The following is a 12,958-nucleotide window of genomic DNA, read 5'->3' as shown; positions in this document are numbered from 1 at the left end:
GCGGGGATCCGTTGGGCTGGGGCGAACCTGTCTGATGACGGCGCCGTGCAATTCGTCACCCGCACCCCACCATGCATGCACCCTCAGGTCGCGTGGACGGGCAGCCGTTGGCGCAACCTGAGCCAGTCAGCCAGCGCCTCGGGGCGCATGGGGCGGGCCAGGTGGAAGCCCTGTATTTCGTCGCAACCCAGGTGTTGCAGTAAGTCCTGCATCTGCGCCGTTTCCACCCCTTCGGCGACGACGCGGTAACCGAGCTTCTTCGCCAGTTGGGTGATCGATTGCACCACCCATTGCGCGCGTTCGTCGCACAGCAGGTCGAAGGTCAGCGAGCGGTCGAGTTTCAGGCAGGTGGCCGGCAGCTCGCGCAGGTAGGTCCAGTTGCTGTAGCCGGTACCGAAGTCGTCGATGGCCAGGCCAATGCCCAGTTCGCGTAGACGCAGCAGGTTGCGTCGAGCATCCTCGGGGCGGGTCATCAGGGCGCTTTCGGTGAACTCCAGTTCGATGGCTTCGGCGGGCAGGTCGCTGGTCTGGAGCAGGGCGATGAGCTGATCGACGAACTCGACGTCTTCCAGATCAGCGGCGCAGACGTTGAAGGACACGCGCCAGGTCAGACCCTGCTGCCACCAGATGGCGGTCTGCTCGATGGTGTGGCGAGCCACCCAGAGGCTCAAGGGGCCCATCAGGGCGGTCTTTTCCGCCAAGGGAATGAATTCTGCCGGGCTGATTGGCCCCAGCGTCGGGTGTACCCAGCGCAGCAGTGCTTCGACCCCGGTCACCTGGCCACCGGCAAGCTCGGCCTTGGGCTGGTACTCCAGGTGCAATTGGCCATGGCCCGTCGCCATGCTGAGGGAAGTGAGCAGCAGCAGGGCGCGTTGCTGCGCCGCATCTTGCAGTGGCTCGTAGAGGCTCCAGCGTTTGCCGTTCTCGCGGGCATGGTCGGCGCTGCTGATCAGCAGACGCAGCCAGTCTTCGTTGCGGTCGTCTGCCCGCAGATGGCGCACGCCCAGGCCTGGCGATATCTGTATGGGGATGCCTCGGCAGTCGATGGGGCGCTCGAACTGGCGTGCCACGGATGCCGCCAGTCGTTCGATATCGGTGGCACCTGGGAGGATCAAGCCGAAGCGGGTCTGGCTGAGTTTGTACAGGGGCGAGCCGTGCAGTGGATTGTCCTGGAAGCAGGAATCGAGGGTGGCATCGCAGATCTCGAAGAGTTCTCCTTCGAGGATGGCGAAGGCGCAAAAGGCGTCATCACGTGGCGTTTGGCAAACTTCGAGCCCCTTTCTCGACCAGAACCACTGGCGGTTCTCGTCGATGATGGAAATCAGGGCGATGGGCAGATTGAAATAATGCGCCCCCAATGAGGTGATGTGCTCGAAGACCGGATCTTCGATGCCTTCAAAGCAGCGTAAATCATCGATCAGGGCCTGACGTTCCGGCTCGTTGCTCGGAGTGGGAAGCGGGATGCGCACGGCGAGGTCTGCTGGCGTAGTGGCTATATGTCATCATCACAGATGACTTAGGGGGCTACAAGAACAATAGTCTGTGGCCGCGCTTGCTGCACGCGGCCAGACGATATGCTCGATCTTGCTGGCGCAAGAATGTCCAATGGTTCGCCCGGTTCGGCAGTCAGATGCGGCTGCTGCCTTCATCGGGCGCAAGGATGTAAACCGAACGACCAGAGGCCCAGTTCAGACCTACTGAGTGCGTGCAATGGCCGTGCGCTGGCAGAACGCGATTCCAGCCGCGCCGAGCATCATCACGGTGGCCAGCGCAAAGGTCTGCTGCATCCCCTGCGCCATGGCCGAGGCCGGTGCGAGTACGAATGTATCCGTTCCCACTGCGGCTGCGAACACCGCTCCCATCACCGATGCGCCGGCGATCAGGCCGAGGTTGCGTGACAGGCCGAGCAGGCCGGAGACCGTACCGCGTTGTGCTGGCGGAACCTGTGCGAGCGTGGCGGTATTGTTGGCCGCCTGGAAGAGCTGGTAGCCCGGTGTCAGCACGACGATCGCCAGAACGTAGCCGGCGACGTCTATGGCGTTGGGCAGCAGCGCCAGCAGCAACGACCCTGTGCTCAACAGGCCGATACCGATGGCGAGCACGCGGCGGCTGCCCCAGGCATCGACCAGATGGCCGCTGGGCACGCCACTGAAAATCGAGATCAATGGCCCGAGCGACATGACGAAGCCTACCTGGGTCGGCGTCAGGCCGAGCCCGAAGCCAAGGTAGAAGGGGCCGACCACCAGCGTCGTCATCATCACCGTGGCCACCAGCAGGTTGCTCAGCAGATTGGGCAGCAGCTCTCGGTTCAGCATCGACCAGAGGCTGGCCGGCGCGGCCTCGTGCCTGCGTGGGTCGTTTGGCAGCCGCGACACGGCCAGGATCAGGGCCAGCAGCGCCAGCGGCACCTGCACCCAGAACAGGGCGCGCCATCCTCCCAGAGGGATCAACAGCCCGCCCAGCGCCGGCCCGAGTGCCGTTCCCAAAGCCGATACGGTGCCGAGTAGGCCCATGGCCCGGCCGACACTTTCCTCGCTCGCGTTCTGCCGCATCAGGGTCATGGCCAGCGTCATCAGAAAGGCCGCGCCAACGCCTTGCAGCGCCCGTGCGGCCACCAGCAGCCACAGGTGCGGGGCCAGGGCACAGAGCAGCGAGGAGCCGGCGAAGAGGGCGAGTCCCAGCACCAGCATGGGCTTCGCGCCGTGGCGGTCAGCCAGCCGGCCGGCGCTGACCACCGTTAGCGTCAGCGTCGCGAGATAGGCCACCACCACGGCCTGGATCTGCGCGAAGGGGGCGGGGAAGGCTTCGGCTACTTGCGGTAGCGCGATGTTGGCGATGCTGGTGCCGATCGATGCCAGCAGCATCGACAGGGCCAGGCTTGCCGTGATGACGGTCTGCGGTTGCCTCGATAACCATGATTTCATCGTATTCATTGCCGTGCCCTCTTGCCGAAATCAGCGTTCGTGAGAAGCTTGCAACTTCAAGCCAGCTTGAGGTCAAGCATGAAATTTCTGGATATCGGAGAGGTGGCGTCACGTAGCGGATTCAAACCCTCGGCGCTGCGTTATTACGAAGACACCGGGCTGATCAAGTCGGTTGGACGCGTGGGCTTGCGCCGTCAGTATCCGGCCGAGGTGCTGCTGCAACTGAAGCTGATCGCCATGGGCAAGTCGGCAGGCTTCTCGCTGGATGAGATCGCCGCCATGTTCGGCGCCAACGGCGTGCCGGAGCTGCCACGCGAGCGGATTCACGCGAGGGCCGATGCCATCGATCGGCAGATCCGCGAACTGAGCGCGCTGCGCGACACGCTGCGGCATGTCGCCGATTGCCCGGCGCCCTCGCACCTGGAATGCCCCACCTTCCGGCGCTTGGTGGAGGTGGCCGGCAAACGGGGGGTAAGGCGCGGGAGCCGCAAGCGTGAAATCGGGCCAGGCCCTGGCTGATGTTCAGCTTGCCCGGTAGTTCAGTGGCCGTTTCGACGACTCCGGCAGGGCCAGGCCGCCAGCCAGGGCGATCAGCGCGATGACGATCAGGTAATAGGCCGGCGCCATGCGGTCGCCGGTCTGCTCGATCAGCCAGGTGGCCACCAGCGGTGCGGTGCCGCCGAAGATCGTGTAGGCCAGGTTGTAGGTGAAGGCCGAGGCGGTGTAGCGCACCCGGGTGGGGAACTGCTCGGAGAGCAGCACCGCGGTGACCACGCCGCAGATCACCGCGCCGACCGCCAGCAGCATGGCGCCCAGCGCCGAAGGCAGCAGGGCGCCGGAAGTGGCCAGGGTGAAGGCCGGGTACACCGCGACGATCAGCGCCACCCCGGCGGTGAGAATGGTACGGCGACGGCCGACGTGATCCGAATAGCGCCCGATGACGGGGCACAGCAGCCCGGCGAACACCAGCGCCAGCAGGCTTGCCAGCAAGGCGGTCGGCCGCGTGGCACCGCCAACCACCTGCATGTAGGTGGTCAGGTAGGTAGTGAACATGTAGAACGACAACGCCGTGGCGGAGATGAATGCGCCCAGGCAGGCGATGGTCGCGCCATGTTGGCGCAAGGTCTCCACCAGCGGCGAGTGCTCCGGTGCAGGCTCGGCGGCCATCGCCTTGAAGGCCGGCGACTCGTCCAGGCGCAGGCGCATGTACAGGCCCACCAGGCCCAGCGGGGCGGCGATCAGAAAGGACAGGCGCCAGCCCCAGGCCTGCATCTGCTCGCTGCTGATGAATTGATCGAGGCCGAACACCAGGCCGGCCGCCGAGGCGAAGGCGAGGAAGGTCGAAACCGGTACGAAGCTGCCATAACGGGCCTTGCGCTCGGTGGGCGCGTGTTCCATGACGAAGGCGCAGGCGCCGGCATACTCGCCACCGGCGGAGAAGCCCTGCAGGCAGCGCGCCATTGCCAGCAGCAGCGGGGCGATCAGGCCGATGCTGGCGTAGGTGGGCAGCAGGCCGATCAACGTGGTGGAGCCGGCCATCATCAGCACGGTGATCGACAGCACGCGCTTGCGCCCGATGCGGTCGCCGAGAATGCCGAAGAAGATGCCGCCCAGCGGCCGCAGGGCGAAGGACACGGCGAACACCGCGAAGGTCTGCAGCAGTGCCAGGGTCGGGTTGCCTGGCGGGAAGAACAGCGAGGCGATGGTCACGGCGAGAAAGCCGTAGACGGCGAAGTCGAACCATTCGACGAAGTTGCCGATGGCGGAGGCGGCGATCACCTTGTGCAAGGTGGCCGGGCTCACCTGCTGACTGCTGTGGATGGCATTCATGCGAGGCTCCTGATCCCTGAGTTGGATGGCATCCTGCCAGGTTACGGAGCGGTAGCAGGGCTGAACGCCATGCAGACGACGGATACGTTGCCGTGAGCGACCTCAAACCCGGGGGAAACGCGCCAGGTGGCAGAAGCAGGCGCGGCTGATACGTCCTCGCCAGGTTCGTTCTTTTCCAGGCGCTTGCGATACCGGTCTGAACTAGACCAGGATGCAGTTGCCGTTTTCGTTTAACGGAGCAAGGGGGCCACATGTTTTCCCATATCTGCATCGGTGTGAGCGACTTTCCTCGCGCCCTGAGGTTCTACCAGCCGTTGATGGATCTGCTGGGTGTCGAGTTGCGTTTTCTCGACGCGGACAAGCCCTGGGCGGCCTGGCAGTCGAGCCCGGAGCCCCGACCTCTGTTGCTGATCAGTACGCCTTACGACGGCACCGAGCACCATCCCGGTAATGGTCAGATGGTGGCGCTGCTGGCGCAGACCCGGGCACAGGTCGATCAGGCCCACCGGCTGGCGCTCGCCCAGGGTGGGCGTTGCGAGGGCGCTCCGGGGCTGCGTGTGCACTATCACCCTGATTATTACGGCGCCTATTTCCGCGACCTCGATGGCAACAAGCTCTGCGTGGTCTGCCACCTGCCTCAGTAGGTGGGGCGAGCGCTTGCTCAACGCGCCAGCGGCAGCGCCACGCCGATCAGCACGAAGAGCACGCCGCAACTGCGGTTGAAGGCGCGGCCACCGCGCAGCAGCCAGGGCCGCACGCGGAAGGCCAGCAGTGCCAGCAGCAGCTCGACGAGAAACTCGACCACGGCGAAGGTGGCCGCCATTACCACGAACTGCATGGCCAGGCCGCGCTGCGGGTCGACGAACTGCGGCAGGAAGGCGCCGTAGAACAGGATCACCTTGGGATTAGACAATGCCGACAGCAGGCCCTGGCGAAACAGACGGGTAGCGCTGGGGCGTACGCCGTTGTCGGCCAGCGTCAGGTTCATCGGCGGGGCGCGCCACAGTTGTATGCCCAGCCAGATCAGGTAGGCACCGCCGATCCACTTGAGTGCCATAAGCGCACTGGGCGCGGCCTTGAGCAGGGCGCCAAGGCCGAACATGGCCAGGGCGATCAGTGTGCTGAAACCGACCACGCCGCCGAGGATGGTGGCCAGTGTCATGCGCGCACCGTACAACCCGCCGTGGGTCAGCGCCAGCAGGCTGTTGGGGCCGGGCGTCAGCGCCAGGCCAAGGGTGGCGACGAAGTAGACGAGCCAGAGTTCGAGGGCCATGGTGGGGGTTCCTGTGAGCGGTTGAAGCTAAAGCTGCGGATACCAGCGCGGGGTGTAGACCCATTCGCCGCCATCGGCGCGGGGGAAGCGGCGGGTCTGGCTGGAGCCGATGATCACCAGAGTGCGCATGTCCACCATTTCCGGGGTCAGCTCGCCTAGGGTCAGGCTGCGCAGGGCTTCGGCGGGGCGACCGATATCGCGGCCGAGCACCACCAGGGTTTTCGGTGCGCGGTGCTGGCGCAGCAGTTCCAGCGCGCGGCCGAGCTGCCAGGGGCGAGCCTTGGAGATTGGGTTATAGAAAGCCATGGCCAGGTCGGCGATGGCAGCGTGCTGCAGGCGTTTTTCGATCACTGCCCAGGGCTTGAGGTTGTCGGAAAGCGAGATCAGGCAGAAGTCGTGGCCCAACGGCGCGCCGGCCTTGGCAGCGGTGGCCAGGGCGGCGGAGACGCCCGGTAGCACTTCCAGTTCGACGCCGTGCCAGGCTTCGTTCTGTGGGTTTTCCAGCGCCTCCATCACGGCGGCCGCCATGGCGAACACGCCGGGGTCGCCGGAGGAGATCATCACCACCCGGCGGCCCGTGGCGGCCAGCTCGAAGGCATGGGCGGCGCGCTGCAGCTCCTCGCGGTTGTCGCTGGGGTGCAGGCACTGATCGGCGCGCAGCGGGCCGGCCATCTTCACGTAGGTGTCGTAGCCGAGCAGGTCGTCGGCCTCGTCCAGGGCGCGGCGCACGGCGGGGGTCATATGCTCGGCAGCGCCTGGGCCGAGGCCGACCACACTGAGGCGGCCCCGGCGCTGGCCGAGGCGCTCGATATCCAGCGGTCGTTCACCTAGCAGCAGGCGCAGGCCATCGACGGCATGGTGCTCGGGCGGCAACTCGGTTGTGCTGTGGATAAAGCGCAGCGGCAGTTTCAACTCGGCTGCTGCGGTGTGCAGCTCGGTATTGGCCATCCAGGCTTTGTCCGCGAGCAGCAGGGCCAGCGCCTGGGGCGCCAGCTTGGCGGCGGTCAGCGCCTGTTGCAGCCGTGCCGGCAGATCGGCGCCTGGGCGTTCGACAAGTGCGGCGGCGCTGCGTGGGTGGATCAGCAATTCGTCAGCCTGGGCCGGGCGCGCCTGTGTGGTGATATGGATAACCCGACTGGCGTCCTTGTCCACAGGCAGTTGCGCCGCCTCCAGCCAAGGCGCCTGGCCTTCGATGCGCACCGTCTCGCCGCCGAGCAGATCGCTGACGAAGCGCTTGCCCTGCTGCAGGTCGGCCAGGGCATAGCCGGCTGGCGGCTCCAGCAGGCAGGTGCCGAAGCGCAGCTCGCCGCTGGTGGTGATGGCTGGTGTTACACCCAGGTGCACGGCGATCTCGCGGGCCAAGCGATTGACCCCGGCCAGGCCGCCGAGCAGTGGCACCACGGCGCTGCCGTCCTCGGCCAGGGCCAGCACCGGCGGTTCGGCGCCCTTCTCCGCCAGCAGCGCGGCCAGGCTGCGGATGACGATGCCGGCGGCGCACAGCGCCAGCAGCGGCTGGCCTTGGCGATACAGCGCGCGCAGGTGCTCGCCGAAGTCCTCGTAATGGCGCTCGGCACCGTCAGCGCGCCCGCGCAGACCATGGATCATCGCCTGTGGATAAAGCGCCTTGAGGCGTTGTGCAGTGGCCAGCGCGCTGGCGCCGAGGATGACGATATTCATGCGGCAAATCCTGTAGCCCGGATGCAATCCGGGGAATGGGTTTCCCGGATTGCATCCGGGCTACGAGCTTCGAGGTATTTCCGTAGGAGCCCACTTGCGGGCGATGCGCCTGCAATGGATCGCCGGCAAGCCGGCTCCTACAGTGCGTAGGGTGGATGACGCTTTTTTCATCCACCATCGTGGCGGTGGATGGGTGAAGCGTCAGCTACGTGCCCCGATCCACCCTAGGGGTTCAGCCCCGCCATTTCTGCCCAGGCACCAGAATCATAGAGAAATAAGGCGAATCCATCGGCTCCACCTCATCCAACGGCACGATCTTCTGGCTGGCCATGGTGGCGCGCTCGACGTAATGGGCGCGGCCATCCAGGCCGAGCTTGCGCAGCACGCGGCGTACCTTGTCGAAGTTGCGCCCCAGCTTCATCACCACGGCTGCCTCGGCATCGCGCAGGCGCTGCTCCAGCTCCTCTTCCGGCAGCACGCCGGAGAGCACGCTCAAGGATTGGTTGCGGTATACCAGCGGCGTGCCGAGCACCGAGGCGCAGCCGAGCATGGAGCACACGCCCGGTACCACCTCCACCTGGTAGCGGTCGGCCAGGCGGTCGTGCAGGTACATGTATGAGCCGTAGAAGAACGGGTCGCCTTCGCAGATCACCGCCACGTCCTGGCCGGCATCGAGCAACTGGGCGATCTGCTGCGCGCAGGTGTCGTAAAAGTCGGCGATCACATCCTCGTAGGACAGCGGCGGGGCGAGCTTCTCGGTGGTCACCGGGTAGACCAGCGTCAGGCGCTGTTGGGCGGCGTCCAGATGCGCTTCGATGATGCCGAAGGCATTGCCGCCGTGGCCGGCATTATGTTTGGCCTTGGCCACGAAGTAGGCCACCACTGGCGCTCCTTTGAGCAAGCGTAGGGCCTTGAGGGTAAGCAGCTCAGGGTCGCCGGGGCCGACGCCGAGACCGAGCAGACGGCCAGCCATCATTCCACCTCCGAGGCGAGGGCGTTGACCGCCGCCACCGCCATGGCGCTGCCGCCGCGCCGGCCCCGCACGATCACGTAGGGCACGCCGCGGCTGTCTGCGGCCAGGGCGTCCTTGGATTCCGCCGCGCCGATAAAGCCCACCGGCATGCCGATGATCAGCGCTGGTTTGGGCGCGCCGGCGTCGAGCATCTCCAGCAGGTAGAACAGCGCGGTAGGGGCATTGCCGATCACCACCACGCTGCCTTCCAGGTGTTCGCGCCAGTGCTCCAGGGCTACCGCCGAGCGGGTGTTGCCGACTTCGCGGGCCAGCTCCGGCACACCAGCGTCATGCAGGGTGCAGATCACCTGGTTGTTCGCCGGCAGGCGCGGGCGGGTGATGCCCTCGGCGACCATGCGCGCATCGCAGAGGATCGGCGCGCCGGCCAGCAGGGCGGCGCGGCCAGCGGCGCCCGCGCCGGGGGAGAAGCGCAGATCCTCCACCACATCCACCATGCCGCAGGCGTGGATCACCCGCACGGCGAGCTTTTCCAGATCGGCGGGGATGCCAGCCAGGTTGGCCTCGGCGCGGATGGTGGCGAAGGAGCGGCGGTAGATTTCCTGGCCGTCGCGGATGTAATCAAGCATCGGGTGTTCCTGCGGGGTGGTGGCGGGCGAGCCAGGCGCCGGCCTCGTCGATGGTCATGGCCGGCGCCAGTAGGCGACCGAAACCGGGCGCCTCGGGCGTGCGTTGATAGAGCTGGTAATGGTCGGGCGTGCTGGCTAGCAGGGTGTAGGGCTGCACGCGGGCGCTGGCGCAACTGCGTGGGCAGGCGCTGAGGTACACCTGTGGGCGGGCGCTGCTTGCGCGTAGCAGCTCGGCCAGGTGCAGAGCGTGGTGCTTGCTGTCGGCTAGGCCGCGTGCGCAGGCGACCGAGCCGGTGCAGGCGACCAGGCCTAGCAGCGGCTCGTCGCCGTGAATCAGCAAGCCCAGATCGCCTAGTGCGGCCAGCAATTCGTCGGAGTTTTCCTCCGTAACATTGCCTAGCAGCACACCCTGCCAGGGCGTCAGGCGCAGTTCGCCATCACCCTGTTGTTCGCTCAGTTGGGCCAGCGCCAGCAGTTGTTCGGCATGCAGCCGCCCCAGTTGCGCGCCAGCGGCGACCATGTACAGGCCGCTCTGCGCCTGTGGATAAATACCTGCCGGCGAGCGGCTGATCGTCGCGGCAGGCTGCCAATTGGTCGGTGCTAGCTGCAGGGGAAAATCCAGACGCGTCTGCAGGCGTTGCAACAGCCCGCTGGCCGGGATCTGTGCCAGTAACTGGCGCATGCGTGACTGCTCGGGCGTGGCCAGTTCGAGAAACAGCAGCAGAAGCTGGCGCACCAGCTCGACCGCCTGGCTCGCCTCGAAGCGCGCCAGAGGGTGGTCGACAGGGCAACCGGCCAGACCCAGCAGCAGATGCTGGTCGCCTTCGGCGGCCAGCCATAGGTCGTGCGGGTGTTCGCGCATGGCCAGGGCTTCGCCGCCGTCCAGTTGCAGGGCGAACTTGGGCGACAGGGCATGCAGCGCCGGGGTGTCCTGCAGCAGGTCGAGCAACTGGCCAGCCAGCGGGCGCACGTCCATCCGCATGTGCGGGTCGAGGCCAGCGGCGGGGCTTAGCAGCAGGTTGCGCACATCATCGGCGGCGGCCACCCGCGGGCCGAGCCCGGCACCGAGTAGGGCATCGATCAGCGCGCTTTCCTGGCCGGGCAGCACGCCACGGATCTGCAGGTTGCTGCGATTGGTCAGCTCCAGCACGCCGCTGGCGCACTGCCGTGCCGCCTGGGCAATTGCCCGCGCCTGGGCGCTGCGCAGCACACCGCCGGGCAGCTTGATGCGGCAGATGCCGCCATCCAGCGCGGGGACGATGCGCAGCAGGCCAGGGCAGGCGGAAGGGCGGACGGATGTGGGCAAAGGGTCACCTGTGGCTAACGACGCGGCGACCGAACCAGCGAAATCCACCCACGGGGGGATTCCATGGCATCGGTACACCCCGCCCGATGTTGGCACTCGCGACCAGCGTTCGTCGGCAGGTCTCCTGGCTGACAGGTCTTGGTCCGTCGCGGCCTTCCCGGGAATCCAGTGGCGCGGTTGCGGCAGACTCGCTGTTTACAGTTGCGGGGGCAGCCACGGTTTTACCGTGTTCCCTCTTAGGCCCGCTGCTGAGTCGTATGGACTCAAGGGCACCGACGAAGGCTGTATTATGCCCGCTTTGCCCGGAGCGCGGACAGGCGCTCCGTCGGGCCTGTGCGAGGACATCGGATGAAACCCTGGTTGACCCTGGTGGGCATCGGCGAAGACGGCTATCCCGGCCTCGGCAAGGCCGCGCGCCGTGCCCTGCTGGCAGCCACGCGCATTGTCGGTGCGCCACGGCAACTGGCGCTGCTGCCGCCGTGCATCAGCGGTGCGCGGGAAACCTGGCCCAGCCCCTTCGACCTTGAGCCGCTACTGACGCGGCGTGGTGAGGCGGTTTGCGTGCTGGCCAGTGGCGACCCGATGTTCTACGGCGTCGGCGCCAGTCTGGCGCGTCAGGTGCCGGCCGATGAGCTGTTGGTGCTGCCGGCTCCTTCTTCTGTGTCACTGGCTGTGGCGCGCCTGGGTTGGCCGCTGCAGGAGGTGGAGGTGCTGTCGCTGGTGGGGCGGCCGCTGGCCACGCTTAACGGCAAGCTGTTTCCCGGCGTGCGCCTGCTGGTATTGAGCGCCGATGGCGAGACGCCCGCGCAGGTCGCTGAAGCACTGCGTGCGCGCGGTTTCGGCGCCAGTCGCCTGAGCCTGCTGGAACACCTCGGTGGGCCGGATGAGCGGCGCATCGAGGGCCTGGCCGAAAGCTGGAGCCTGCCGCGCGGCGCCGACCTCAATCTGCTGGCCGTGGAATGCCTGGCCGACGCCGGTGCGCAACTGCTGCCGCCGACCTGCGGCCTGCCGGACGAGGCCTACCGCCACGACGGGCAACTGACCAAGCGTGACGTGCGCGCGGTCACCCTGGCGCGCCTGGCGCCGCTGCCCGGCCAGTTGCTCTGGGACGTCGGCGCCGGTTGTGGCTCCATCGGCATCGAATGGATGCGCGCGCACCCGGCCTGCCGCGCCATCGCCATCGAGGCCAATGAAGGGCGCCAGGCGCATATCCGCCATAACCGCGATGCCCTCGGTGTGCCCGGTCTGCAACTGGTCGCCGGGCATGCGCCCGAGGCGCTGGTCGGGCTGCCGGCGCCGGATGCCATCTTTATCGGCGGTGGCGTTACCGTGCCCGGCGTGCTGGATGACTGCTGGGCCGCGCTCAAGCCGGGTGGGCGCCTGCTGGCCAATGCCGTGACCCTTCAGAGCGAGGCGGCGCTGGTGGCCTTCCGCGCACGGCACGGCGGGGAGCTGTTGCGTCTGAGCGTGGCCCAGGCGCAGCCCTTGGGCGGCTTCGACACCTGGCGTGCGGCGCTGCCGATCACCCTGCTGATGGTGCGCAAGCCATGACGCGGCGCGTTCTGCTGCTCGGCGGCACCACCGAGGCGCTGCGCCTGGCGCGTCGACTGGGGCCGGAGACGGTGTACAGCCTGGCCGGTCTGGGACGCGTGCCGGATGATCTGGCCTGCCGCGTGCGCGTCGGCGGTTTCGGCGGCGCCGAAGGGCTGGCCGCCTTTATCGCCGATGAAGGCATCGAGCTGCTGCTGGATCTGACCCACCCCTACGCCGCACAGATCAGCCATAACGCCGCCCGCGCTGCAGAAGTGGCGGGCGTGCCCTGCTGGGCGCTGCGTCGCCCTGGCTGGCAGCCCGGCGTGGATGACGACTGGCGCGAGGTGGACGGCTGGGGTGAGTTGACCCGCGCGCTGGTGCCGTTCCAACGGCCATTCTTCACCTCCGGGCGCGAGCCGCTGGCGCACTTGCACGAGATCCCCGAACACCAGCACTGGACGGTGCGCTGCCTGCAGACCGAGCCGGCACCACCGCGCGCCGAGATCATCGGTGCGCGCGGGCCGTTCTCCCTGGACGAGGAGCGCGCGCTGTTCGCGCGCATCCGCTGCGACGTGCTGGTGAGCAAGAACAGCGGCAGTGCCTCCACCGAACCCAAACTGCAGGTGGCCCGTGAGCTTGGGTTGCCGGTGCTGCTGCTGCGCCGTCCCGAGTTGCCGGTGGTCACGCGCCAGTTCGCGGAACTGGATTCCCTGTGGGAGGCGCTAGCCGAATTAGCCGCGTAGGGTGCATCACGCTTTATCGATCCACCGCCATGGTGGACGTGAAAAGCGACGTCCACCCTACGCGCGCTGCTAG

General features: G+C 67.1%; 12 protein-coding genes and 1 riboswitch. Of the genes, 4 read left to right on the top strand and 8 right to left on the bottom strand.

Annotation, left to right across the window (positions count from 1 at the left end):
- Positions 1 to 83 precede the first annotated feature (83 nt).
- Both PVE35_RS25265 and PVE35_RS25260 read right to left on the bottom strand, forming a co-directional pair.
- Entirely contained in the window at positions 84 to 1,469 is a 1,386-nt protein-coding gene (locus PVE35_RS25265; RefSeq protein ID WP_277373368.1) for an EAL domain-containing protein, read from the bottom strand.
- A gap of 225 nt (positions 1,470 to 1,694) precedes the next feature.
- Positions 1,695 to 2,933, bottom strand: coding sequence for an MFS transporter (locus tag PVE35_RS25260; RefSeq protein ID WP_277373367.1), 1,239 nt, complete (start codon positions 2,931 to 2,933; stop codon positions 1,695 to 1,697).
- 69 nt (positions 2,934 to 3,002) lie between these two features.
- Here PVE35_RS25260 and PVE35_RS25255 point away from each other — a divergent pair, with 69 nt between their 5' ends.
- Positions 3,003 to 3,443, top strand: coding sequence for a helix-turn-helix domain-containing protein (locus tag PVE35_RS25255; protein WP_277373366.1), 441 nt, complete (start codon positions 3,003 to 3,005; stop codon positions 3,441 to 3,443).
- A 3-nt stretch (positions 3,444 to 3,446) separates the two neighbouring features.
- Here PVE35_RS25255 and PVE35_RS25250 read toward each other — a convergent pair whose 3' ends face one another.
- Positions 3,447 to 4,754 (bottom strand): MFS transporter, encoded by a 1,308-nt coding sequence (locus PVE35_RS25250; protein ID WP_277373365.1) that lies wholly within the window; start codon positions 4,752 to 4,754, stop codon positions 3,447 to 3,449.
- 251 nt (positions 4,755 to 5,005) lie between these two features.
- Here PVE35_RS25250 and PVE35_RS25245 point away from each other — a divergent pair, with 251 nt between their 5' ends.
- The gene (locus PVE35_RS25245; RefSeq protein ID WP_277373364.1) at positions 5,006 to 5,398 is read left to right on the top strand and encodes a VOC family protein; all 393 of its coding nucleotides are present in this window, start codon (positions 5,006 to 5,008) and stop codon (positions 5,396 to 5,398) included.
- Positions 5,399 to 5,415: 17 nt separating this feature from the next.
- Here the strand turns inward: PVE35_RS25245 and PVE35_RS25240 are convergent, their stop codons facing one another.
- From PVE35_RS25240 to cobG, 5 genes are all read right to left on the bottom strand, one after another.
- A complete protein-coding gene (locus PVE35_RS25240) occupies positions 5,416 to 6,027 on the bottom strand; it encodes a LysE family translocator (protein WP_277373363.1) in 612 nt (203 codons plus the stop codon).
- 27 nt (positions 6,028 to 6,054) lie between these two features.
- On the bottom strand, positions 6,055 to 7,704 hold the full coding sequence (gene cobJ / locus PVE35_RS25235) for a precorrin-3B C(17)-methyltransferase (protein ID WP_277373362.1): 1,650 nt from the start codon (positions 7,702 to 7,704) through the stop codon (positions 6,055 to 6,057).
- 232 nt (positions 7,705 to 7,936) lie between these two features.
- Positions 7,937 to 8,680: a precorrin-2 C(20)-methyltransferase gene (locus tag PVE35_RS25230; RefSeq protein ID WP_277373361.1), complete on the bottom strand. Its 744-nt coding sequence runs from the start codon at positions 8,678 to 8,680 to the stop codon at positions 7,937 to 7,939.
- Positions 8,677 to 9,303 carry a precorrin-8X methylmutase gene (locus PVE35_RS25225; RefSeq protein ID WP_268180069.1) on the bottom strand — a complete coding sequence of 209 codons (627 nt, stop codon included), beginning with the start codon at positions 9,301 to 9,303 and terminating at the stop codon, positions 8,677 to 8,679. The genes PVE35_RS25230 and PVE35_RS25225 overlap by 4 nt, the downstream gene beginning before the upstream one ends.
- Positions 9,296 to 10,609, bottom strand: a complete 1,314-nt coding sequence (gene cobG, locus PVE35_RS25220) for a precorrin-3B synthase (protein WP_277373360.1) — start codon at positions 10,607 to 10,609, stop codon at positions 9,296 to 9,298. The genes PVE35_RS25225 and cobG overlap by 8 nt, the downstream gene beginning before the upstream one ends.
- A gap of 96 nt (positions 10,610 to 10,705) precedes the next feature.
- A riboswitch (cobalamin riboswitch) is annotated at positions 10,706 to 10,901 on the bottom strand.
- 56 nt (positions 10,902 to 10,957) lie between these two features.
- On the opposite strand from cobG, the gene cbiE reads away from it, so the two are divergent.
- Positions 10,958 to 12,160, top strand: coding sequence for a precorrin-6y C5,15-methyltransferase (decarboxylating) subunit CbiE (gene cbiE, locus PVE35_RS25215; RefSeq protein WP_277373359.1), 1,203 nt, complete (start codon positions 10,958 to 10,960; stop codon positions 12,158 to 12,160).
- Entirely contained in the window at positions 12,157 to 12,885 is a 729-nt protein-coding gene (locus PVE35_RS25210; RefSeq protein WP_277373358.1) for a cobalt-precorrin-6A reductase, read from the top strand. The genes cbiE and PVE35_RS25210 overlap by 4 nt, the downstream gene beginning before the upstream one ends.
- Positions 12,886 to 12,958 lie beyond the last annotated feature (73 nt).

Origin of the sequence: Pseudomonas sp. AA-38 (assembly GCF_029457475.1) — a bacterium.
Taxonomy (GTDB): domain Bacteria; phylum Pseudomonadota; class Gammaproteobacteria; order Pseudomonadales; family Pseudomonadaceae; genus Aquipseudomonas.
This window is presented reverse-complemented; position numbering and strand designations above follow the sequence as displayed.

Excerpts from the sequence above, each read along its gene's own strand:
- PVE35_RS25250 (WP_277373365.1), bottom strand. The coding sequence starts at position 4,754 with ATGAATGCCATCCACAGCAGTCAGCAGGTGAGCCCGGCCACCTTGCAC.
- PVE35_RS25210 (WP_277373358.1), top strand. The coding sequence starts at position 12,157 with ATGACGCGGCGCGTTCTGCTGCTCGGCGGCACCACCGAGGCGCTGCGC.
- PVE35_RS25245 (WP_277373364.1), top strand. The coding sequence starts at position 5,006 with ATGTTTTCCCATATCTGCATCGGTGTGAGCGACTTTCCTCGCGCCCTG.
- PVE35_RS25225 (WP_268180069.1), bottom strand. The coding sequence starts at position 9,303 with ATGCTTGATTACATCCGCGACGGCCAGGAAATCTACCGCCGCTCCTTC.
- PVE35_RS25260 (WP_277373367.1), bottom strand. The coding sequence starts at position 2,933 with ATGAATACGATGAAATCATGGTTATCGAGGCAACCGCAGACCGTCATC.
- PVE35_RS25255 (WP_277373366.1), top strand. The coding sequence starts at position 3,003 with ATGAAATTTCTGGATATCGGAGAGGTGGCGTCACGTAGCGGATTCAAA.
- PVE35_RS25240 (WP_277373363.1), bottom strand. The coding sequence starts at position 6,027 with ATGGCCCTCGAACTCTGGCTCGTCTACTTCGTCGCCACCCTTGGCCTG.
- cobJ (WP_277373362.1), bottom strand. The coding sequence starts at position 7,704 with ATGAATATCGTCATCCTCGGCGCCAGCGCGCTGGCCACTGCACAACGC.
- cbiE (WP_277373359.1), top strand. The coding sequence starts at position 10,958 with ATGAAACCCTGGTTGACCCTGGTGGGCATCGGCGAAGACGGCTATCCC.
- PVE35_RS25230 (WP_277373361.1), bottom strand. The coding sequence starts at position 8,680 with ATGATGGCTGGCCGTCTGCTCGGTCTCGGCGTCGGCCCCGGCGACCCT.